This is a genomic window from Bradyrhizobium sp. 215_C5_N1_1 (genome assembly GCF_052075935.1).
Taxonomy (GTDB): domain Bacteria; phylum Pseudomonadota; class Alphaproteobacteria; order Rhizobiales; family Xanthobacteraceae; genus Bradyrhizobium; species Bradyrhizobium barranii.
Genome location: NZ_CP197228.1, coordinates 5,563,812 through 5,585,305 on the forward strand (window position 1 = coordinate 5,563,812; position 21,494 = coordinate 5,585,305).

Genomic DNA, 21,494 nt, shown 5'->3' on the forward strand with positions numbered 1-21,494 from the left:
CGGCCCCGTTCTCTTTGCGACGAAGCAGAGGCCGACCATGTTCGATGCGCAATGCGACCTCGCCGCCCTCGTCTACGAGGCGCATCAGGACCCCGACGCGGTCCTGCGCAGCTTCGCGGCGGATCTGAATGCGCGTGGCTGTCGCGTCGTCGGCATGGTTCAGGCCGGGCAATGCGCGGATTCGAGCCTGTCGGCGGTGCTGCTTCACAGCGGCGAGACGCTTCTGCTCGCGCAGGATTTCGATCCGGCCGCGCGCGGCTGCCGTCTCGATCTCGCGCGGCTGCAAAATGCGGGGATGCGGATCGCGGAAGCCCTCTCGCATGGCGCCGATCTCCTCATCATCAACCGCTTCGGCAAGCGCGAGCGCGACGGCAAGGGCCTGTCCCATCTGATCGAACGCGCGCTCGAGGCCGACATTCCCGTGGTGATCGCGGTTGGCAGAGACCATTTCGCCGACTGGATCAAGTTCGCCGGCGGCATGAGCGTCAGGCTCGGCTGCGAGCGCGACGCGCTGGAGGCGTGGTGGCGGAGCATCTCCACAAGCAACGCGCGGCTTGACGCCGGATCACATCCTACGGTGTGCGAAATTCTGAAGTGAACGATCTGAGCCTGCCGGACTCGCGTACTTGTCCGTGAAGTCCTCACAGCAGCGCGCCGACTTCCCCTGTCGCCGCCGCGCAGGCAGTAGTTTCCCGGAATATGGCCGACGGTCGGGCCTCTGATACGCTTGTGCGGATTCAACCCGCTCACCCCGACATGCCCTGGGATCCCGAAATGCCGGTACGTCGGCTAAAGCCATCGCGCGTCCTCGGCGTCGAGCGCTTCTCGGACTTCGACGAATTTCGCGCCAACGAGGTGCTCGGCCTCGGCACCAGCACGCCGCTCCGTCCGCGGGAATTCTCGCTGTCTCGCGCCATCCTGCCGCTCCGCGACGGGCTCTTCGTGCTCCAGCGCTCCTTTGCACGGCGGTTTGAGGCCGAGATCGGCACGGACAACGGCGTCGGCCTCGTTGTTCCCCTCACCTTTCACTCCATCGCCAATGGCCGCGAGGTCGATAGTTCGATGATCGCCGTCATGCGCGGCAAAGCCCCCGTCAAGGCGATCGAGCATCACCCCAACACTTACCTGATGCTGCGCTTCAACTCGGACATGCGCCATCGCGGCTGGGCGGATTTCGACACCGGCCTCGCCTATGTCCGCACGCAGGACGATCCGATGACGCGCCTGCGCGCGGCTATCGTGGAGATGTTCTCGCTGGCGTCGGCATGCAACGATCCCCGGCAATTCGAGGCGCTCTACCGCCCGATCCAGGAAACGCTGCTCGCCGGCCTCGACGCCACCCTGCTGCCGGCAGGCGCACGCAGCGCCCGCCCCGGTTCATTCGACAAGCACCGCAAGCTGATCGCGCATCTCGACGACGTCGTTGCGCTGTTCGGCAGCAAGCCGCTCTACAGCGACGACCTCGCCGCCGCGCTCGGCGTGTCCGTGCGCACGCTCCAGGTCGCGACGCACGCGGTGCATGGCGTGAGCCTGCATCACTATCTGCGCCTCAAACGGTTGTGGGCCGTTCGCGTCCAGCTCATGACCGGGGGCGATGGCTTGACCGTCAAGGCCGCCGCACTCGGCAACGGCTTCTGGCACCTGGGCGACTTCTCAAGGAGCTACAGACTGGCCTTCGGCGAAGCGCCGTCCGAGACGCTGGCACGCGGACGGCGTCCGTTGCATCTGGCCATCGGCGCCTGAGAGTGCGGATCGCCCCTCAGGCGTGACCGTTCTCCTTGCGGTGCCCGCTCTCGCTGATGCGGTCGACCCAGGCGATACCGATCGCGGAAATGATGAAGGTCAGGTGGATCAGCACCTGCCACATCACCCCGGACTCGGTGAAATTGCTGCGCGTGGTGCCGAGATTGCCGGCCTCGATGAAGGTCCTGAGCAGCGAGATCGAGGAAATGCCGATGATCGCCATCGCGAGCTTGATCTTCAGCACACTGGCATTGACGTGGCTCAGCCATTCCGGCTCGTCCGGATGACCGTTCAGGTTCAGGCGCGAGACGAAGGTCTCGTAGCCGCCGACGATCACCATGACCAGCAGGTTCGAGATCATGACGACGTCGATAAGTCCGAGCACGACCAGCATGATCTGCTGCTCGCTGGCGTCGAACGAGTGCGCAACCAGGTGCCAGAGCTCTTTCAGGAACAACAGCACGTAGACGCCCTGCGCGACGATGAGGCCGACATAGAGCGGCACTTGCAGCCAGCGCGAGCCAAAGATGAGCTGGGCGAATGGGCCGATTTTCGGTCGCGGCCCGGCGTGCGCCGAAGGTGCTTTGGGTTCAGGCGTCATGGATCACTCCGGATTGCAGGTAGGAATTGTCGCCTCAGAGACTCGCGATGACGGGCGCGAGTTCGAGCGAACCGCGATAGATCATCTCGAAGGCGACGTAAACGATGATGGCGAGACCGACATAGGCGATCCAGCGCTGCTTCTGCAACACCCGGCCGAGCAGATCGGCGGCGACGCCCATCATCGCGACCGACAGCAACAGTCCGAACGCGAGGATGTAGGGATGCTCGCGCGCGGCGCCTGCGACCGCGAGCACGTTGTCGAGCGACATCGAGACGTCGGCGGCGACGATCTGCAACGCCGCCTGCCCGAAGGTCTTGCGCGACGCCGGTGCGCTGCCCGCGCTGCCACCGTGGCTCAACGCGAGCTCGGTGTGCGCGGACTGCTCGCGCAGCTCGCGCCACATCTTCCAGCACACCCATAGCAACAGCACGCCGCCGGCGAGCAGCAGGCCGATCACCTGCAGGAGCTGGGTCGCGACGCCGGCGAAGACGATGCGCAAGGCTGTGGCGGCGACGATGCCGACGATAATGGCGCGGCGGCGCTGCTCGGCCGGCAGGCCGGCGGCGGCAAGGCCGATGACGACGGCGTTGTCGCCGGCCAGCACGAGGTCGATCAGGATGACCTGGAGCAGCGCGGTCAGCGCGTCGGCGGTGATGAATTCAGTCATGATTGATCATTTTTCGATGCGGACGGATCGAGCCATTGCGGCTTCTTCCGCTCGACCCAGTCAAGGACCTTGGAGCGCGAGGCGCGCAACGCGGGGACGTCTTCGGCGAGCAATGCGAGGCCGAGCGGCAGCATCCAGACTCCGAGCACCGGCAGGAAGGAGAGCACGCCGCCAACAATGAGCAGCGCGCCCGACGGGATCCTCACCCAGCGGCTGGACGGTTTCAGCAGATAGGTGACGGTGTCGCCCATGCGCGGCGGCAGGCGGCGGACGAGCTTGTCGAGACGCGGGTCGCCACCGGCCATCTGGCCGGTGGTGCCCCCATTTCCTGCCGTACGCTCGTCCGATGCTGCACTCATGCTCACTCCTGCGTGGCGGCGCGCCGTTCAGTGCCTGCGCTGCCCGGCGCCACCGGCTTTGCGCGCGGCAGCACGAGCGTCAGCAGGCGCAACAGCTTGATCGCCTGCACCTCATGGGGATGCACGTCCTCGTCCGCAGCCGCGACGCGCTCCGACAGTTCCATCAAATGGGCCGACAGCGGCAGGTCCGAGACCGGACGCAACGTGTCGATCACCACATTGGCAAAGTCGGGCTCCTCGAGCCGTTCCGCCAGTTCGTCGAATATCGCAAACAGCCGGTCGTCACTCATGTGCGGCGCCAGTCCGCGATCCCTGATGAAGCGGATCACCTCGTCGCGCTCGACCGGCGAAACGCGCCGGTCGGCGACGGCGACGAGCGCGCCGGCGATCACCAACGCGACCGCAGCCTGCTCGTTCAGCCTGGACGGTTCCGTGATCTCGATTTCGGTCGGATTTGAAGTAGCGGCGTCGGACATCGTAGCTCCCTTACGTTGCGAAATGACCGCGCGGGGCTGCGATGGGGACGATTGAGTCGGAGAGAACTCGAGAAGGCCCGACGATCGGCCGATCCATCGCATTCGCGCGGGACAGGTCATCCGACATCGCGAGGTTTTGCCGACATGGTCGGCGTCCTCGCCAGAGGGGCCCGGATTCTTGTTCGCTCCAGACATAAAGATGGGTGGGTCGGAATCAAGGCAACAAGACTGCGACCAGCCGCCGCATCGGGTTCCGTGTCAGTGGATCTGGTTAAGCAATAGTGCGCGTCTCTCCGCGTGTCCCGGACGCGCCGCAACGCCCTTCGCGTTGCTGCGCAGAGCCGGAACCCAGAAGGCCACGCATTCCGCCGCAATATGGGCCCCGGCTCAGCAGCGCAGCGCCTCTTCGGCGGTGCGCTGCGTCCGGGGCACGAGAGCACCGTTTGGCGCGCAACTGAATCAACATCGTCATTGCGAGCGCAGCGAAGCAATCCAGAATCTTTCCGCGGAGACAGACTGGATTGCTTCGCTGCGCTCGCAATGACGGAGGAATGCGGACCTACCCTACCAGCTCGACAAGATGCGCGCGCGACGGTGACGGATCGAACCTCTCACCGAAATATTGCGTCTCGTGCGCCACCAGTCCTTCGCAGAATTCCATGATGCTGACGACATAGGACGGCACGCCGTCATAGGTCAGCACGAACTCGCTCACCCAGAGATCGCCGCCGCCGACGATCCGGCGGACCGTGAAGCGCTTCTTGTTGAGCTGCACGAACCGGCTTTCCTGAATCGTCCTGCGGCCGAGGATGCGCTCGCCGGACTGCGGATAGTCGAGCACGGCGTCCTCGCGGTAGATGTCATGCTCGGCCTCGAAATCATTCGCGTCCGACGCAGCCCAATGGCGCTGAAGGGCCGCCAGTATCGCCTGATCATCCATCGCGATCTCCCGTCTTGCGGTGTCTGCTCCCCAGATCGGGGCGCAGACAGCCGGCGACAAGACCGGCTAGCAACGTCTAACAACGACTAACGGGCCAAAAATCCGACATGGATGCAGATTGGCATTGCAGCGACCTGGAATCCGCCAGAGCCGCGCCCTCACGACGGGGAACCCCCATGGCCCGCTTGCTCTCCCTCAATGTCGGCCTGCCGCGCGACATCGCGTGGCAAGGCAGGACCGTTCATACCGGCGTCTGGAAGACGCCCGTCAGTGGTCCGCGCAGGGTGCGCCGGCTCAACATCGACGGCGATGGCCAGGGCGATACCGCCGGTCATGGCGGCGAGCAGCGTGCCGTCTACGTCTACCAGCAGGACTCCTATCAATACTGGCAGGAGCACCTCGGTCGATCGAACCTCGTCCAAGGTCAATTCGGCGAGAATTTTACCGTCGAGGGCCTGGCCGACAGGGACGTCTGCATTGGAGACCGTTACAGGATCGGCTCTGCCCTGCTCGAGGTGACGCAGCCGCGCGTCACCTGCTACCGGCTGGGTATTCGCATGGAAGAGCCGGACATGGCCGCGCTGCTCGTCAGGCACGGTCGGCCCGGCTTCTATTTTCGGGTGATCGAGGAAGGCGACATCGAGGCAGGCGACGAGATCGTGCAGGTCGCCAGCGGGCCCGAGCGCATGAGCGTGTCCGAGATCAATGCGCTGCTGTATCTGCCCCCTCACCCGCGCGACCGCCTGGAGCGCGCGCTGAAAATTCCGGCCCTGAGCGGCGGCTGGCGTCATTCCTTCGAGGCGCTGCTCGAGCAGCAGCGCAAGGACACGACAGCGGGAAACGCCGGGCTCGGCCCGGCGTCGAGCCCGCCTCCGGCCTGGCGCGGCTTCCGGCCGTTCCGCGTGGCGCGCAAGATCGCCGAAAGCGGCAACGTGACGTCGCTGATCCTCGAACCCACGGACGGACATCCCGTCGCCGCCGCCCTGCCCGGGCAGTTCGTCGTCGTGCGGCTCGGCGCCTCCACGGCACCGGCGATGACGCGCAGCTATTCGCTGTCGAGCCGTTCCGATGCCGCGTCCTGGCGCATCAGCATCAAGCGCGAAGCCCACGGCGCGGCAAGCCAATATGTCGCCGACGAGGTCAAGATTGGTGACGCCGTGCAGATCGGCGCGCCACGCGGAAGTTTCACACTGCGGCAAGATGCACGGCCCGTCGTCTTGCTGAGTGCCGGCATCGGCGTAACGCCGGTGCTTGCGATGCTGCACGCGCTCGCCGCGGAAGCATCGACGCGAGAGGTCTGGTGGCTGCACGGCGCCCGCAACGGTCGCGAACATGCGTTCGCCGCCGAGGTGCGTGGGCTGTTGACTGGGCTGGCCCACCACCACAGCCATGTCTGCTACAGCGCGCCCGATCCGGGCGATCGTCTCAATGTGGATTTCGACTCGATCGGACGTCTGGACCTCCGGGTGCTTCAAGCCCTCGGCGTCCCCTCAGACGGCGATTTCTATCTGTGCGGGCCGGCACCGTTCATGACCGATCTCTCGCACGGGCTTGCCGCATTCGGCGTCACACCGGATCGCGTCCACACCGAGATGTTCGGCGCCGGACCGTCCCTGACACCCGGCATAGCGTCCACCCCGCAGGAGCGAGCGCACTTGCCGGCCGGCGCAACCGGCCCGGGCCCGATGGTCTCGTTCGCCCGCAGCGGCCTCAATGTCTGCTGGGGACCATCATATGCCAGCCTGCTCGAACTGGCCGAAGCCTGCGACGTTCCCGTGCGCTGGTCGTGCCGCACCGGGGTCTGCCACAACTGCGAGAGCGGGCTCGTGGCCGGCGCCGTCAGCTATGCGCCGGACCCGCTCGACGCACCTGCGGACGGCAATGTCCTGATCTGCTGTTCACGGCCCCAGGGCGACGTCGTGATCGATCTGTGAGTGTCGGCAGTCACGCCGGACATGCGAGAAGACATGCGAGAGTTCGAAGACATGGGAGAGTTCAATGCGACCTGACATGACGCCGGGAGTAACCTTCCCCGATTACGAGCTCAGCGACCACACCGGTAAGCACCGAAGGCTCTCCGAGCTGCAGGGTGGCGATCCGATGGTGCTCGTTCTCGGCCGCGGCGGCTTCTGTCCGAAGGACCGCCGCCAGGCCGAAGGCCTGCTGCAACTCCATCGCGAGATGGAGGTCGGCTACTGCCGGCTGGTCACGATCACCACCGACAACATCACCCAGACCAACGAATATCGCAGCGGCGTCGGGGCGCACTGGCCTTTCCTGTCGGATTCGCGGCGGATCGTTCAGAAGGATCTCGACATCGCCGAATACACCGATCCCGTCCACAATCCGATGATCCCGCATGTCATCGTGCTGGAGCCCGGCCTGCGCGTTCACAAGATCTATAACGGCTATTGGTTCTTCGGACGCCCGACCGTCGAAGAGCTGCGCCAGGATCTCCGAGCCGTCAGCATGAATTGCCGTCCGGACTGGGACATCACCGCGCCCGGGCTGAAGGCCCTCTGGGATCAGGGCCACAAGGAGCATTTTTACCCCTACGGCAAGGCTTACGTCGAAACTCTCGGCGAACGGGATTAGAACCACATTCCGGCATCGTCCGTTCGGACGAATGCCGAGCCAGGAATGTGGATGATCCAGATGAAGACGACTCCCGGCGATCGTGCCGGCCGCATGGGTGCGCGCCAGATCTACGAAGCCCTGAGAGATCAAATTCTGACGCGGGTCTACGGCATCGACGGCCTGCTGCCGTCGTCGCGGGCGCTCGCCGGCGAGATGGGCGTGGCGCGCTCGACCGTGACCGTCGCCTATGAACAGCTCGCCGCCGAAGGTTTTATCGAGACACGCCATGGCGCGCGGCCACGCGTTGCCCGCGCCGTCGTCGAGCGCGGACGCGCGCGCGCCGCATCGCGGCCCTCGGCGCGCAAGCCGCTTCTGTCGGCCTTCGGCGAGCGGCTGCGGTCGGATCCGCCGCGCTGGATCGAGCCGCCGCGCGGGCTCATCGCCAACTTCCGCTATGGCGAACTCTCGCCGTCGGATTTCCCGGTGCTGGCATGGAAGAAGGCCGTGACGGCTGCGATGGCGCGCAAGCCCGAGCGGCTGGCCTATGACGACCCTTGCGGCGCGCTGCGGCTGCGGACTGCGCTTCAGGGCTACCTGTGGCGATCGCGCAGCGTCCGCTGCGAGGTCGATCAGATCGTTGTCGTGAACGGCTCGCAGCAGGGCCTCGACATCTGCGCACGGCTCCTGCTCGATGCCGGCGACCGCTTCGTAATGGAGGATCCCGGCTACCAGATGGCGCGCCACACGCTCGCGGCGACGGGCGCCGAGACGGTGCCGATCCCCGTTGACGCAGACGGACTTGAGACAGCGCGGCTCGACGGCGTCGAGGCCCGGCTCGCCTATGTGACACCGTCGCATCAATATCCACTCGGCGGCGTCATGCCGATCGGACGCCGGCACCAATTGCTGGCCTGGGCACGCAAGCACGACGCCTACGTGATCGAGGACGATTACGACAGCGAGTATCGCTACGACACCAAGCCGATCCCGCCGCTGCATGCGCTGGAGGGCAGCGACAACGTGATCTATCTCGGCACCGTCTCCAAGACGCTGTCCCCGACCTTGCGGATCGGCTACCTGGTCGTGCCCGCCGGGCTGCGATCCCTGTTCGCCGCCGCCAAGCAGATCATGGACCGGCACACGCCGCTGATCGAACAGCACGCGCTCGCTTCGATGCTCGAAAGCGGTGCCTATGACAGCCACGTCAGGCGCGTGCGCCGGCGCAACGCCGAGCGTCAGCAGGCACTGATCGACGCGTTGCACCGCCGGTTCGGAGATCGTGTCCGGATCGAGGGCACGGCGGCGGGCCTGCACGTGGTGGCGTGGCTCGACGATCTGCCGCAGAAGCGCGAAGACGCATTGATCCGGGCGGCTCGCGCGAAGGGCGTCGGCATCTATCCGGTCTCGGCGTTGCTGGTCGGCCCAAGCCGGACGCCGAGCTGGACGCGGAAGACCGTCGGTCTCGTCATGGGCTACTCGGCGCTGGAGATCGCGCAGATCGAGAGAGGCTGCAAGCTCCTCGCCCAGGCCGCCGCCGCACTGGACTGATCAAATCACACAGAACTGGCCGTTTCATATAGGCCAGATTCCGGCTATCTCCGCATCGAGAACGGAGACACGCCATGTACATCCCGCCCGCCTTCAAGGACGACGACATCGAGAACATCCGCGCGACTATCCGCGGTGCGCGCCTCGCCAGCCTGGTGACGGCCACCGCCGAGGGCCCGGTCGCCACGCCCCTGCCGCTCTTCCTCGACGAGAGCGAAGGCGAGCACGGCGTGCTCTATGGGCATGTCGCCAGGGCCAACCCGCAATGGAAGCTGCCGCCGATCGGCGATGCGCTCGCCATCTTCAATGGCCCCGACGCCTATGTGACGCCGTCCTGGTATGCGACCAAGCAGGAGACCGGCAAGGTCGTGCCGACCTGGAATTACGTCGCCGTGCATGCCTACGGCCCGGTCGAATTCTTCCAGCAGCCGGAGCGCCTGCTCGACGCCGTGACGCGGCTGACGAACAGGCACGAGGGCCCGCGCGCCAAGCCGTGGGCCGTCAGTGACGCTCCCGCCGATTTCATCGCCGCGCAATTGCGCGGGATCGTCGGTGTGCGTATTCCCGTGGTTCGGTTCGAGGGCAAGCGCAAGATGAGCCAGAACCGCCCTGAGGCCGATCGCGTCGGCGTCGCGCAAGGTCTTGCGGCAAGTGAGGACGCGCATGATCGCGAAGCTGCCGCCCTGATCCCGCTTCCGGTCTGAGAGAGCGGGATTCTCGGTGCTGAGAGGCTTCACCGAGAGTCTCCGTGGACCATCAGCTTGCGCAGGAATGCGCGGTGACGCGCTCGCCCCTGACAACGGCTTCCGCCAGTTTGCGCCCGACGTCACCGAAATCCGATAGGGCAAGATAGCCTTGCGCGTAGGCTTCCTGCGTCAGGCGTTCGAAGCGCTTGTCGTCTCCGGTCGACCATTGCTTGGCGATGTAGTCTGCCCCGGCTTTCCCGAAAATCTTGGGGTAGTGTTCCATGTCGTTCTGACGACGATAATAGTAGTAGTCGATATGGGCGACGAATTGCTTCCGCCCCTCTCCCGCGCAACGCGATCCATAAGGGCGCTCGAACGCCAGAGCGGTCTCGCGGCGCAAGCCTGCGCGACCGTCCACGAAGATCTCTTCGTTGGAGCCATAACCCGGACCATCGACCGGTGCTGCTGGTTGCTGGGCTGTCTTCTGCGGAGCGAATGCCCAGGCGGCGACCTGCCAGATGACAAGCGCCCAGACGATGAACCAGGCGCGGCTCATTTGAAGCTCGCCGACGCCTGCTGCCGTGGCAGGCATACCGGAGACGGATCAAACAACATACCAGGCCCGGTGAACCAGAGAACGACGTCGCGGATATCCTCCGGGAAGTCTTCCTTGACGATGCCCTTTTGTTTGAACGCCTCGGCCAGCTGCGCCTTGACGCGAACGTCCAGCGGCGTGGAATACGCGGCGTTCGCCCGATCGCGCTTCTCTTCACTGCAGAACATGCCCATTCTCGGATTTGGGCAGTCGTAGATCTTCACCCAGCCCCGCGCATAGGCCTCCGTAGCCGCCCTCAGGTTCGCCTTCATGGTGTCGTCGCACGGCGACATCGCGTAAGCGGTGCTTGCCTGCAATGCGTCCATCCGCAGTGCGTCTTGCTTCGGGTCCTTGTCGCTTTGCAGGGTGTGCTCCGCTTCCCAATCCTTCCGCTGCTTGGCCTTTGAATGCTCATCGCCGAACGAGGAACTGAGCGTGGGCCTCAATTCACCGACCAGCGAAACGTGCGACACCGGAAATCCGCGAATCGCCCAGGAGATGCCCACGAACGTGGAGACGAACGCCATGCAGGTGAAAAGAACAAATCGGCTCATGATGCGCACTCAAAATTCGCGCGCAACCTAACCGTGTCGGCGTTAAGAGATGTATTAATGCGCGGGTTCCCGCAATGCAGGGTAAATGAACGTCTAAAACACGCCGCAGAAATGATCCGGACTTTGCAGAACACATCGCCGGGAACCCAACACAGACGATCTTGTTGGTGAACCTTACGCCACATCCTGACAGGAAGGCCGCATGTGCCGCTGGATCGCATACCGGGGCGAGACCACCTCGTTCGAGCCCTACGTCACCGAGCCCGAGCATTCGCTGATCGCGCAGAGCATCCGCTCGCTGCAGTCGACGGCCGGCTCGAACGGCGACGGCTTTGGTCTCGGCTGGTATGGCGAGCATCCGGAGCCCGGCCTTTACCGCGAGACACGTCCGGCTTGGTCGGACGAAAACCTGCGCTACCTCTGCCGCCATCTGCGCTCGCATCTGTTCTTCGCCCATGTGCGCGCCGCCACCGGCACGGCGGTGACGCGGCAGAATTGTCATCCGTTCGCCTGCGGCCAGTGGATGTTCATGCACAACGGCTTCGTCGGCAGCTGGAATCGCCTGCGGCGCAAGGTCGAGGCGCTGATCCCCGATGCCTACTACCCCTCGCGGCTGGGCACGACCGATTCGGAAGCCGTGTTCCTCGCCATGATGGGCGCGGGACTCGACAGCGATCCCCTTGGCGCAACGCAAGCCGTGCTGCAATCGCTGGTCGGCCTGGTCCACGAGGGCGAGCTTCGTGAGCGCCTGCGCTTCACCAGCGCGATCGCAAACGGCCGGGATCTCTATGCGTTTCGCGTCGCGGTCAACGATGCCGCTAACACGCTCTATTATCGCGAGGCCGGCGGCGGCCAGGTCGTCGTCGTGTCCGAGCCGTTCGACAAGGAAACGGACTGGACGGAAGTGCCGCCGAATCACGCGCTGGTCGCGCGCGCATCCGAAACCGTGACAATTGTTCCGTTCGACCTTGCAATTTCCGGTGGGTCCGACGCGGAACCGGCCCGGGTCAGGCGGATTATCGCCCGCAGGTAATACCACTGCCGGGTGGCCCTATGACATTTGCTTCGGACGTTTTGAAACTGCTGCGCCTCGATTCCTCCGACGACAAGCAGCACCTCGTCATCCGCTCTGCCGGCGGACGCGGCAAGGCGGCTGAATATTCCTTCGGCATCGAGGAGGAATACTTCCTCGCCGATCGCCGCAGCTTCGAGGTCGCGATCGAAACGCCCAACGCCCTGTTCGAGTCGGTGAACTGGTCCACCGGCGGCCAGGCGATGCGGGAGATGCTGCAATCCCAGCTCGAGGTTGCCACCAACGTTCACGTCGATGTCAATGACGCCCGGGAGGAGCTGCGGTTCCTCCGCCGCGAGGTCGCCAACGTCGCCGCGCAATACGGCTTCGTCATCATGGCCTGCGGCACGCATCCGACCGCGGTCTGGCGGATGTCGCAGCCGAGTCCCAAGCCGCGCTACGAGGAGATGATCGAGGATCTGCGCAGCATCGGCCACCGCAACATGATGTGCGGCATGCATGTGCACGTCCAGCTGCCCGATCCCGAGAAGCGGATGGCGGTGATGCGGGCGATGCTGCCGCATCTGCCGCTGTTCATCGCGCTGTCGGCCTCCTCCCCGTTCTGGAATTCCCACAAGACCGGGCTAAAGGGCTACCGGCTTGCCGCCTATTCCGAGCTGCCGCGCACCGGCTTGCCCGAACTGTTCGAAACCAGGCACGACTACGACGAATATGTCGGCGCGCTGCAACGCTCCGGCGTGATTCCCGACGAGAGCCATATCTGGTGGGCGATGCGGCCGTCCATGAGGCATCCGACCCTCGAGCTTCGCGCGCCCGACACCTGCACCTTCATCGACGACGCCGTTGCCATCGCCTCGCTCTATCGCTGCCTGACGCGCCATCTCTATCTGCGGCCGCATCGGTCGAAGGAGGTCACGGTGGTCGAGCGCGCGATAGCGGTCGAGAACAAATGGCGGGCCCAGCGCTACGGCACCGATTGCATCTTTGCCTCGAAGGACGGGCCGGTCACCATCTCGGAGCTGCTCGCCCGGACCATCGACGACGTCGCCGGGGACGCAGCCGCGCTGAACTGCGCCGCCGAGGTCGAGCACTGCCGGACCATCGTGGAGCGTGGCAGCTCGGCGGAATTCCAGCTTCGCGCCTATCGCGAGAATGCGGAGGACATCGGGGCGGTCTCGCGCTGGATCGCAGCCTCGACGATCTCGGGCGCGAGCGCTACGATCGGAAGCGTTCGTGCGCCGTCATAGCGCCCGCGCAAGCTTGGCGAACGACAATGTCGCTCCTGAATTCGGTGATCGTGGAGGAACGCGTGAATCGCGTCACGTCTTGCGCTGGCTGCGGCCACGGACTTGTACCGCTGCTTTCGGCCAAGGGTCGCGCGGAGCTCAGCTGCCTCTGGTGCGAAGGCATCGACGCGCGAACGGTGGACATGGCGAAGTGGGCGGACAGCCCGATCGGCAAGCCCGAGCGGATCACCCGTCAGCCGTTCGAATGAGCGGTTTCACATGGCCAGCCGCCGGCCTTTGCTGATCGACGCGACCTGCGCGGCTGCACGCCCGCGCCAGGGCTTGCCGACAAATTAGACAAGGCGCGCCCCGTCGCCGGGGTTGCGGGCTCCGAGAAAAGGCCCAAGCAAGCCAGCCTGACGTGCGGTCTAACCTCAGGTGCAATCTCGATTTTTCAACGCGCCGTGCGGGGCCGCAGAGCCCGCGCATCGCGCTGCATCTCGACTGGCCCAGAATTCGCAAGGCAGCGTCAGGCCTGATTCCCTGCTCCCATGAGTTGGCGCAGCAAGATGCGTGCGCCCGGAGACCGGATGAGCGGCAAAGATCGGAGAGTGCCATGAACGTGCATGCCGCCGGCGATCTCAAATTTACCGGCCTCACCCATCCGAACGGCGCGCCACTACGCCTCAACGCTCACGATTTCGTGGCGATCGATCGCGACAGGAATGCCAGGTTCGAACCGACGTACCGGCCGCAAGCCCTCTACAACCGCGCGAACGAGGGCTTCCACGCCAACAACGAAACCTTCCTCCTGCACGAAGTCGCGACAAACCTCCCGATCTACCGCCCGGACACCGGCCCCACCGATTTCCATCTTCATCTTCCGCCGGGCGGCTTTCAGCTCGTGCTGGTCACCTCGGGCGCCTTCACCTTCGACTATGACGGGCGCTTCTACAATGTCGGTCCCGGCGCGGTGATGCTGCAGAGCGCGATCGTCCACCGCCAGCTGTTCTACACCTGGTCGGGACTGTCGACCGAAGAAAACCTGAAGACGCCGCAGTCCGTGGTGCCCGACCCGATCTCGATGGGCTACTCCGGCAAATTCCTCGAAGCCTTCGTGACCGATCCGACGACCTTTCCGAACCCGACCATCGTCGGTCCGGACCAGATCAACGAGGCCGAGACGCCGCGCGTGGCCTGGAGCCACCCGCTGCACAACCGGCCGGCCGACGCAGGCTTCTGGCTTCAAGATCCACTCGCGCTGGATGCGTTGTTCAAGCCACTCGTCGACGGTCCGATCAAATCGGCCTTGCCGGTGTACGTGCGCGACATCGGCATCGAAGTGCCGAGCGGCCATCTCGTCACCGGCCACATCATCGCAACCGACCCGCGTGGCCAGTCGCTGCTGCCGAAGAGCACGTCGGCAGCCGCGGACGCCAGCTGTTTCGCCAAGGGCGAAATCGCAATCTACCGTGTCATTCGCGGCACGGCTGAATTCAAGAACAAGGCCGGTGAGACGTTTGAGCTTGCGGCTGGCGATGTGGTGACGGCGGGAAAGAGCTCGATAAACCTCGTCGGCCTCGGCGAGAACACGCAAGTCCTCCGGCTCGGTCTTCTGAAGGGCATGAACGACCTTCGCAGCTGGACGCCGACCCAACGCGACAAGATCGATGGCCTCGCTAGTCAAATCATCACGCAGAAGGACATCCGTCCCCTGCGCACCGAGGGCAAGCCGGTCGGGTATCTGTACGCGTAGCCGCGCAAAAAAGACGGCCCGCCGGAGCGGGCCGTCGCGATCTCATTCGGCGCAATGATCTTTAGCGAACTGATCCACCGTAGAGCTGCCGCTCCTTGCGAACTTCGTCCGCACCGTAGGGCTTGCTGGCGGGATCGAACGACTTCCATCCGGTCTTCTGCCAGGCGGCGCTGCGGTCACGCAAATTGACCGACGACTCGTTCAGGACTGCGTCAAGGCGGGATCGATCGGCATCTGCGACCCGCGCCGACACCAGCGTGCCTCCCCGACGCACGCCCTCGGCGTAGGAGTCCGCATCTTCCCGCGAAATGCCGGCCTCAGTCATCGCTCCGACGACACCGCCGGTTGCGGCTCCGGCGGCCGCGCCGACCGCGGTCGCGGCGAGCCAACCGGCCGCAACGACGGGTCCGAGGCCGGGGATTGCGAGGAGGCCGAGACCGGCGAGAAGGCCGGCAGTGCCACCCACGCCCGCACCGATGCCGGCGCCCTTGCCGGCACCTTCGGCGCGATCGTCGACGCCATCGCGGTCACGGTCCACCTTCTTGTCGGTGTTGAACCAGCTGTCCGAATTATTGGCGACGATGCTGATGTCCGAATGCGGCACGCCGGCAGCTTCGAGACGCTGAACCGCCTGCTGCCCAGTGCTGTAGTTGTCGTAAAGACGAGAAATTGTAACGGTCATTGTGTGTCCTTCTTATTTGCTTAATGGCTTACTTGGCCGAATTGACGTTGCCTTGAAAGTCGACGCTGACCGCGGTGGCAGATCCACCCTTGCTGGCATGGCCGCGCCAAACACCGTTGTCGTCCTTCTTCAGTTCGGTGACGTTGGCGTAGCCGGCATCCTCGATCTTCGACTTGGCTTGTCCTTCGGTAAAACTGTTGCGACCTGCGACAGGAGCGTCGGAGTTGTTTTGCCCCGCGCTGTTGACCGCGCTGTTGTTCGGTCCGGACTGCGCCGGTGGATTTTGCGCTGAGGCCGGAGCAGCTGCGAAGGCGGTGGCCGCCGCGAATAAAGAAATGCAAACGATAAACGATGGGCGCTTCATGATGGTCTCCAGTGTCTAAGGAGTGATCCAAGCCCCCATCAGAGCTTTAGTTCCTACGTCTCGCGCTGTGACATCTCCTTCACGCTCAGGTTCTGAAGAATATCATCCACGTCATCACCATGAGGATGACTGCAAGTCCCACACTCACACCCAGCAGCATCAACACGCTGGGACCGAGCTCGCCTTGGCGCGCTTCGAGCGCAGTCTCAACGATGCGGCCGCTCTTGTCTCGATCCATGTCATCTGGTCCTTGCATTCCGGGGAAAGGTCGACCGGTTGCCTGCGTCAGACCCGGCAGTGCTGCCCACGCCAAATCGTCCATGGATCTCAATCGGACCCTTGGTGGTTCGTTACTATTGGCAAACGGTGAAAGCTCGGGCTCGAGATCTGCGCTGGCTATCCAGGCAAGCGGCGTCCCGGAGCGGTCAGACAGGAGTTGATATCGGCAGCCATCTTGTTCCGGTGTGCCTTGCTCAGCAGCGCATCCCGCGCTGGGCCGGGTTCAAGGTGCGAGGCCTCTTCACGCAGCCTCAGTGCATCAGCTGCGAGACGCTCGGCAAGTGAATCCGCCTGACGCACGCGGTTGCGCTTCTCATTCATGACGAACGCCCCTGCGTTGGCATCGGAATCAAATCAGCGCTTTGCGGCTGCGGTCGCGAGACCGGCGGCGTCGCGCCATCGAGCCACTCCTGCGTCTCCGCGAGAGCGAGCCAGGCATCGCCCATGCTCCTGAACCGCTTGCGCGCCGCGTCGTTGGCAGCGGTGTCTTCCAGCGTCAGGCAGTGCCCGGCATTCTGCCGAAGATGCTCGGACTGGCTCAATTGGATATCAGTGCTGCTCGTGGCATCGGCAGAGGTCTGCCAGGAGTTCTTGCACACAGGGCACCGCCACTGATTGACGAAGTTCCCGGTGGGCAAGTAGGTCGCATGCAAGGGAGCCGCCACTATTCGCCCGCAGGCGGTACAGCCGTTGGGCCGTTGTGACGGGGATTGCTGTGTCTCGTCCTGAACCGCTTTCGCGCTCCAGCGGCGATCGAACTTGCGGCAGAGATGCAGGGGATAGGAGATAACGTTCAATGCGCGCCTCCGGTTGTGGCGGGAGCGCGGCAGCGTCTCTCTGTCACCGGCGCCTGTCATGTCTGTGCGGGTGATATCCTGGATATGGTGTCGCAAATGACATTCACCAGTGCGCGGTCCCGAGAAACCACGCCTTTGCCTCCGATCTACGTCAATGGCCGACTGCGGGCTGCATCCATTGGATTAGGAACATCTCTCCATCGGATTAGGAACATCTCTCCGTCCCTCCTGTTGCGTCTGCACGACATGATCCGTGAATGCGCATGCCGGGAGGTCCGGACCAGCACTGTTCCGGGTCCCAAGAAGGCGAAATCGATCCCTGCTCGATGGTGCTGATCCGGTCTCCGAACCGCACCCGCGACGCACGGAAATCTCCTCCAGCAAGAATCCGGCGCCATCGCGGTCGTGATGCGACCAAGGGCGTCAATGCGGAAGCGTCCCTTCCCCACTCTCCAACAGCTGGCCGCAGTCAGCGAAAGTGTCACATGCGCATACTGAAAAAACGTTCGCCATCTTTGGCGGCCACGGCCCTTCATGCTCTCGCAGAACATCCCTTGGCCTCCACGATTGCCGCGACGGCCGGCCTGCTCGCAGCGGCCGCGTTCGTCAATCGGCGCCTTGCCGACAAGGCGCAGCGTGATAATCCGCCCCAAGGGCGGTTCATCGACATCGACGGTGTTCGGCTGCACTATGTCGAGCGCGGGTCCGGACGCCCGCTGGTTCTGCTCCATGGCAATGGCAGCATGATCCAGGATTTCGAGTCGAGTGGCCTGATCGATCTTGCAGCCAAGGACTATCGGGTCATCGTGTTCGACCGTCCCGGCTTCGGGCACAGTCTGAGGCCGCGCAACGTGGTGTGGACGCCGGCCGCCCAAGCCGACCTTTTCAAAGACGCGCTTGCGCACCTTGGCGTCGACAAGGCGATCGTGCTCGGACATTCCTGGGGCGCATCGGTTGCGATCGCCCTGGCAAGCAGGCACCCCTCATTGGTCGAAGCCTTGATACTGGCGTCGGGCTATTATTTCCCGACGGCCCGCACCGACGCGATGATGGCGATGGCCGGGCCGGCGATACCAGGGTTTGGCGACATCCTCAGTCACACGATCTCGCCGATCCTCAGCCGCCTGATGTGGCCGACGATGCTGCGGCAGCTGTTCGGGCCCAAATCCGTCCCGGAAAAATTCGACGGCTTCCCCAAATCACTGGCGGTGCGTCCGTCGCAGCTTCGTGCGGGTGCCGCGGAAGCGGCGTTGATGGTCCCTTCTGCGATGCTGTCGGCGAAGACTTACGGCGAATTGGCCATGCCGGTCACCATCCTGGCCGGCGAGGACGACCGCCTCATCGACATCGACGAACAGTCCGGCAGGCTGCATGACGAGATCAAGCACAGCAAGATGCGTCGCGTCCCGAATGCGGGTCACATGATCCAGCAATCGGATACGGCTGACCTGATGGCCGCTGTCGACGAAGCCGCGGCGGAAACGCTGCATTGAGCCACCTGATTCTCCCGAGAAGCATCTGGTCGCGGCACGATCCGAATTAGGAACGTCCAACACAGCGCTCAGTTGGCCCCGGTATCTCCTGTAGTCAAAGGTCTTTCCATGTATCATCACGTCAAAAAGCTCATGTTCACAGTCCGGGTCGACGAGCCCGATCCCCGGTTCGGCAATATGCTGCTGGAGCAATTCGGTGGCGCCAACGGCGAGCTTGCGGCCGCCATGCAGTATTCCATTCAGGGTCTCAATTGCGAGGATCCTGACCGTAAGGATCTCCTCATGGATATTGGAACCGAGGAGTTGAGCCACCTTGAGGTCGTCGGATCGCTCGCGCGCCTGCACTTGAAGCCCATGAAGTTCGATCGCGAAGCGGCGGAAGCCGATCCCTTGATCGCGATTGCCGGAGGCGGCGGCGTCAATCTGTTCAACTCGCAAGGCAGTGCCTGGACGGCGGATTATCTCAAGATCACCGGAGAACTCGACGTCGATCTGCGCAGCAACATCGCCGCAGAAGCTCGGGCCAAGATCGTCTATGAGCGCCTGATCAATTTCTGTGATGACGCCGGCACCAAAGACGCCTTGCAATTCCTGATGACACGGGAAATCACCCACATGAAGGCGTTCTCACGCGCGCTGGAAAGCATGAACAAGCCCGCGTTCAGCATCGGCCGCATCGCTCCGACGCCCGGTCTCGTGAACCAGTTCTTCAACGATTCGACAGGGTCCGGCGACAATGGCGAAATCGACACCAGAGGTCCCTGGAATGAAGGCGAGGACTGGGTTTTCATGGAATCACCGGCACTCCAGAACGGCGATCCCGGTGCGGCGCCTTCCATCGTTGCCGAGAGCTCGCCATCGGAACCGTCCGTTGGCCTTGACGACCTGCTGATCGATCAGCTGCGGGATCTCCTGCACGCGGAGAAGCAGTTGACCAAGGCATTGCCTCAGATGATCGAGGCTGCCCGCTACGACCAGCTCTCTGAGCTGTTCACAGTTCACCTGGCCGAAACCGAAGCGCAGATCGAGCGTCTCGACGAGTGCTTCGAACTTCTCGGGAAGAAGCCGCGCGCCAAGGCTTGCAAGGGCATGCAGGGGCTTGTCGAGGAAGGCGACGAAGTGATCAAGGAGGGCGCCAGGAAGGACGATGCCGCCGCGGATCTCGCGTTGATCGGTGCGGCACAGCGTGTCGAGCATTACGAGATTGCCGGCTATGCGACCGCCCGCAACCTGGCGCAGCAGTTGCGTCACACCGCCGTCGTCGCGCTGCTTTCCAAGAATCTCGCCGAGGAAGAGAACGCGGATCAGTTGCTCAATCAGGTCGCACGTTCGTTGATGTCGGTTGCGAAGATGCCCGCCGCCATCGAGCAGACCTTCGCCGAGGATGAGCCCGCCGGAGGCTAGGTCGGCCTTGAACCATTGACCACAAGGCAACGCGGCCCCTGCAGGGGCCGCTGCGCCACCACAGCCGGAAAGGATCTCGCATGCCCCCGAAGATCAAAGAACATACCTGCCCGCTGTGCAATGGAACCGGCTTTCCCAAATCCAAGGAGCCAACGCACCCGGGTCGCAAGATCTATCCAGTCAAATGCGAGTCCTGCCAAGGCAAGGGCAAGATATCGGAGATGACGTGACGTGATCTCAGTGCTTTGAGGTCGCGCTAAAGGCCGGTCCTACTCCGCCGCCTGCCGTACATGCCGCGCCGTCGGCGTGCGCATGGTGACGAGCTCTTCGGCCGCGGTCGGATGCAGCGCGATCGTCGCGTCGAAGTCGGCCTTGGTCGCCTTCATCTTCACCGCGATCGCGACCACCTGGGTGACCTCGGCGGCGCAATCGCCGACGATGTGGCAGCCGAGCACGCGGTCGGTCGAGCCATCGACGACGAGCTTCATCAGCACGCGGGTGTCGCGGCCCGACATCGTCGCCTTGATCGGCCGGAACGTCGTCTTGTAGATGTCGACGTGGCTGAATTGCGCACGCGCCTCGGTCTCCGTCAGACCGACCGTGCCGACCTCCGGCTGCGAGAACACCGCGGTCGGAATGTAGGAATGATCGACCTGCACCTCGCGCTTGCCGAACACGGTGTCGGCAAACGCATGCCCCTCGCGGATCGCAACCGGCGTCAGATTGTGCCGGTGGGTGACATCGCCGATCGCATAGATGTTGTCGACCGAGCTCTTCGAAAAATGGTCCACCGCGATGCCACCATTCTCGGGGTTGATGGCGACGCCGGCCTTCTCCAGGCCGAGATTGGCGACCGACGGATGGCGGCCGATCGCGAACATCACTTGGTCGGAAGCAAGGCTCGAGCCGTTCGACAGATGCGTGGTAAATTCCTCGCCGTGCCGATCGACCTTCGCCACCGTGCAGCCGGTGAGAATGGTGATGCCCTGCTTCTCCATCTCGCTGCGGACGTGGGCGCGAACGTCCTCGTCGAAACCGCGCAGGATGTTGTCGCCGCGATAGATCACGGTGACGTCGGAGCCGTAGCCGGCGAAGATGCCGGCGAATTCCAGCGCGATATAGCCGCCGCCCTGGATCACGATCCGCTTCGGCAGCTTCTTCAGATGAAACGCCTCGTTGGAGGAGATCACGTGCTCGATGCCGGGGATCGAGGCGCCGTGGTTGGGCGCGCCGCCGGTGGCGATCAGGATGTATTTTGCGCTGATCTTCCGGTCGTTCTCGAGCAGGCGGACGGTGTGCTTGTCCTCGATCACCGCGCGACTCTTGACGACCTGCGCGCCCGACTTCTCGACATTCGTCGTGTAGGCCGCTTCCAGCCGCGCGATCTCCTTGTCCTTGTTGGCGATCAGCGTCGGCCAGTCGAAGGTCGCGGGCGGAACGGTCCAGCCGAAACCAGCGGCATCTTCCAGCTCGTGACGGACATGCGATCCGATCACGAACAGCTTCTTCGGCACGCAGCCGCGGATCACGCAGGTCCCGCCCATGCGGTACTCTTCCGCGATCATCACGCGCGCGCCGTGACCGGCCGCGATGCGGGCGGCACGCACGCCGCCCGAGCCGCCACCGATGACAAAGAGGTCGACGTCGAATTCAGCCATTGTCCACTCCGACCTCTTCTTTCAGCGCATGATCCGGAGACGTGTGCAGCGGT

At 64.1% G+C, this 21,494-nt stretch carries 25 protein-coding genes; 12 read left to right on the top strand and 13 right to left on the bottom strand.

Annotated elements, in window-relative coordinates; all coding sequences use genetic code 11:
* The first annotated feature begins 37 nt into the window (after positions 1-37).
* Positions 38-598 (top strand): DUF2478 domain-containing protein, encoded by a 561-nt coding sequence (locus tag AB7G19_RS27025; protein WP_441268377.1) that lies wholly within the window; start codon positions 38-40, stop codon positions 596-598.
* A gap of 176 nt (positions 599-774) precedes the next feature.
* A complete protein-coding gene (locus AB7G19_RS27030) occupies positions 775-1,743 on the top strand; it encodes a helix-turn-helix domain-containing protein (RefSeq protein ID WP_167767998.1) in 969 nt (322 codons plus the stop codon).
* A gap of 16 nt (positions 1,744-1,759) precedes the next feature.
* On the opposite strand, the gene AB7G19_RS27035 is transcribed toward AB7G19_RS27030, so the two are convergent.
* From AB7G19_RS27035 to AB7G19_RS27055, 5 genes are all read right to left on the bottom strand, one after another.
* Positions 1,760-2,344: a TIGR00645 family protein gene (locus AB7G19_RS27035; protein WP_071915153.1), complete on the bottom strand. Its 585-nt coding sequence runs from the start codon at positions 2,342-2,344 to the stop codon at positions 1,760-1,762.
* A 34-nt stretch (positions 2,345-2,378) separates the two neighbouring features.
* Positions 2,379-3,014 (bottom strand): TerC family protein, encoded by a 636-nt coding sequence (locus tag AB7G19_RS27040; protein WP_247307055.1) that lies wholly within the window; start codon positions 3,012-3,014, stop codon positions 2,379-2,381.
* Positions 3,011-3,373 (bottom strand): hypothetical protein, encoded by a 363-nt coding sequence (locus tag AB7G19_RS27045; RefSeq protein ID WP_439034565.1) that lies wholly within the window; start codon positions 3,371-3,373, stop codon positions 3,011-3,013. Before AB7G19_RS27045 ends, AB7G19_RS27040 begins: the two co-directional genes overlap by 4 nt.
* Positions 3,374-3,375: 2 nt before the next feature.
* Positions 3,376-3,849, bottom strand: coding sequence for a TerB family tellurite resistance protein (locus tag AB7G19_RS27050; protein WP_439034564.1), 474 nt, complete (start codon positions 3,847-3,849; stop codon positions 3,376-3,378).
* Between the two features lie 559 nt (positions 3,850-4,408).
* The gene (locus AB7G19_RS27055; protein WP_441268378.1) at positions 4,409-4,789 is read right to left on the bottom strand and encodes a nuclear transport factor 2 family protein; all 381 of its coding nucleotides are present in this window, start codon (positions 4,787-4,789) and stop codon (positions 4,409-4,411) included.
* Positions 4,790-4,965: 176 nt separating this feature from the next.
* Between AB7G19_RS27055 and AB7G19_RS27060 the strand changes: the two genes are divergently transcribed.
* The 4 genes from AB7G19_RS27060 (at position 4,966) to AB7G19_RS27075 (ending at position 9,618) form a co-directional block, all read left to right on the top strand.
* Positions 4,966-6,723, top strand: a complete 1,758-nt coding sequence (locus AB7G19_RS27060; RefSeq protein ID WP_441268379.1) for an MOSC domain-containing protein — start codon at positions 4,966-4,968, stop codon at positions 6,721-6,723.
* Positions 6,724-6,787: 64 nt separating this feature from the next.
* A complete protein-coding gene (locus tag AB7G19_RS27065; RefSeq protein ID WP_354176918.1) occupies positions 6,788-7,384 on the top strand; it encodes a redoxin domain-containing protein in 597 nt (198 codons plus the stop codon).
* 51 nt (positions 7,385-7,435) lie between these two features.
* Positions 7,436-8,914: a MocR-like pyridoxine biosynthesis transcription factor PdxR gene (gene pdxR, locus AB7G19_RS27070; RefSeq protein ID WP_441268380.1), complete on the top strand. Its 1,479-nt coding sequence runs from the start codon at positions 7,436-7,438 to the stop codon at positions 8,912-8,914.
* 74 nt (positions 8,915-8,988) lie between these two features.
* Positions 8,989-9,618: an FMN-binding negative transcriptional regulator gene (locus AB7G19_RS27075; protein ID WP_441268381.1), complete on the top strand. Its 630-nt coding sequence runs from the start codon at positions 8,989-8,991 to the stop codon at positions 9,616-9,618.
* A 52-nt stretch (positions 9,619-9,670) separates the two neighbouring features.
* On the opposite strand, the gene AB7G19_RS27080 is transcribed toward AB7G19_RS27075, so the two are convergent.
* Both AB7G19_RS27080 and AB7G19_RS27085 read right to left on the bottom strand, forming a co-directional pair.
* Entirely contained in the window at positions 9,671-10,156 is a 486-nt protein-coding gene (locus AB7G19_RS27080) for a hypothetical protein (protein ID WP_071915161.1), read from the bottom strand.
* Complete coding sequence (locus tag AB7G19_RS27085) at positions 10,153-10,749, bottom strand: hypothetical protein (protein ID WP_441268382.1); 597 nt, start codon at positions 10,747-10,749, stop codon at positions 10,153-10,155. Before AB7G19_RS27085 ends, AB7G19_RS27080 begins: the two co-directional genes overlap by 4 nt.
* A gap of 202 nt (positions 10,750-10,951) precedes the next feature.
* Between AB7G19_RS27085 and AB7G19_RS27090 the strand changes: the two genes are divergently transcribed.
* The 4 genes from AB7G19_RS27090 to AB7G19_RS27105 all read left to right on the top strand — a co-directional run bounded on the left by AB7G19_RS27090 (position 10,952) and on the right by AB7G19_RS27105 (position 14,764).
* On the top strand, positions 10,952-11,782 hold the full coding sequence (locus tag AB7G19_RS27090) for a class II glutamine amidotransferase (protein ID WP_441268383.1): 831 nt from the start codon (positions 10,952-10,954) through the stop codon (positions 11,780-11,782).
* 20 nt (positions 11,783-11,802) lie between these two features.
* Positions 11,803-13,029 (top strand): carboxylate-amine ligase, encoded by a 1,227-nt coding sequence (locus tag AB7G19_RS27095; RefSeq protein WP_441268384.1) that lies wholly within the window; start codon positions 11,803-11,805, stop codon positions 13,027-13,029.
* Between the two features lie 26 nt (positions 13,030-13,055).
* Positions 13,056-13,277, top strand: a complete 222-nt coding sequence (locus tag AB7G19_RS27100; protein ID WP_175618061.1) for a hypothetical protein — start codon at positions 13,056-13,058, stop codon at positions 13,275-13,277.
* Positions 13,278-13,624: 347 nt separating this feature from the next.
* Positions 13,625-14,764, top strand: a complete 1,140-nt coding sequence (locus AB7G19_RS27105; RefSeq protein WP_441268385.1) for a hypothetical protein — start codon at positions 13,625-13,627, stop codon at positions 14,762-14,764.
* A gap of 61 nt (positions 14,765-14,825) precedes the next feature.
* On the opposite strand, the gene AB7G19_RS27110 is transcribed toward AB7G19_RS27105, so the two are convergent.
* The 5 genes from AB7G19_RS27110 to AB7G19_RS27130 form a co-directional block, all read right to left on the bottom strand.
* Positions 14,826-15,446, bottom strand: coding sequence for a hypothetical protein (locus AB7G19_RS27110; RefSeq protein ID WP_071915165.1), 621 nt, complete (start codon positions 15,444-15,446; stop codon positions 14,826-14,828).
* 28 nt (positions 15,447-15,474) lie between these two features.
* Positions 15,475-15,810 (bottom strand): hypothetical protein, encoded by a 336-nt coding sequence (locus AB7G19_RS27115; RefSeq protein WP_063984016.1) that lies wholly within the window; start codon positions 15,808-15,810, stop codon positions 15,475-15,477.
* Between the two features lie 85 nt (positions 15,811-15,895).
* Complete coding sequence (locus AB7G19_RS27120) at positions 15,896-16,132, bottom strand: hypothetical protein (protein ID WP_259266565.1); 237 nt, start codon at positions 16,130-16,132, stop codon at positions 15,896-15,898.
* A 74-nt stretch (positions 16,133-16,206) separates the two neighbouring features.
* The gene (locus AB7G19_RS27125; protein ID WP_259257953.1) at positions 16,207-16,410 is read right to left on the bottom strand and encodes a hypothetical protein; all 204 of its coding nucleotides are present in this window, start codon (positions 16,408-16,410) and stop codon (positions 16,207-16,209) included.
* Positions 16,407-16,886: a hypothetical protein gene (locus tag AB7G19_RS27130; protein WP_439034553.1), complete on the bottom strand. Its 480-nt coding sequence runs from the start codon at positions 16,884-16,886 to the stop codon at positions 16,407-16,409. The genes AB7G19_RS27125 and AB7G19_RS27130 overlap by 4 nt, the downstream gene beginning before the upstream one ends.
* A gap of 485 nt (positions 16,887-17,371) precedes the next feature.
* On the opposite strand from AB7G19_RS27130, the gene AB7G19_RS27135 reads away from it, so the two are divergent.
* Both AB7G19_RS27135 and AB7G19_RS27140 read left to right on the top strand, forming a co-directional pair.
* Positions 17,372-18,379, top strand: a complete 1,008-nt coding sequence (locus tag AB7G19_RS27135; RefSeq protein WP_063984018.1) for an alpha/beta fold hydrolase — start codon at positions 17,372-17,374, stop codon at positions 18,377-18,379.
* Positions 18,380-18,487: 108 nt separating this feature from the next.
* Positions 18,488-19,783 carry a DUF892 family protein gene (locus AB7G19_RS27140; protein ID WP_439034552.1) on the top strand — a complete coding sequence of 432 codons (1,296 nt, stop codon included), beginning with the start codon at positions 18,488-18,490 and terminating at the stop codon, positions 19,781-19,783.
* Between the two features lie 269 nt (positions 19,784-20,052).
* On the opposite strand, the gene gor is transcribed toward AB7G19_RS27140, so the two are convergent.
* A complete protein-coding gene (gene gor / locus AB7G19_RS27145; RefSeq protein ID WP_439034551.1) occupies positions 20,053-21,441 on the bottom strand; it encodes a glutathione-disulfide reductase in 1,389 nt (462 codons plus the stop codon).
* Positions 21,442-21,494: the final 53 nt, after the last annotated feature.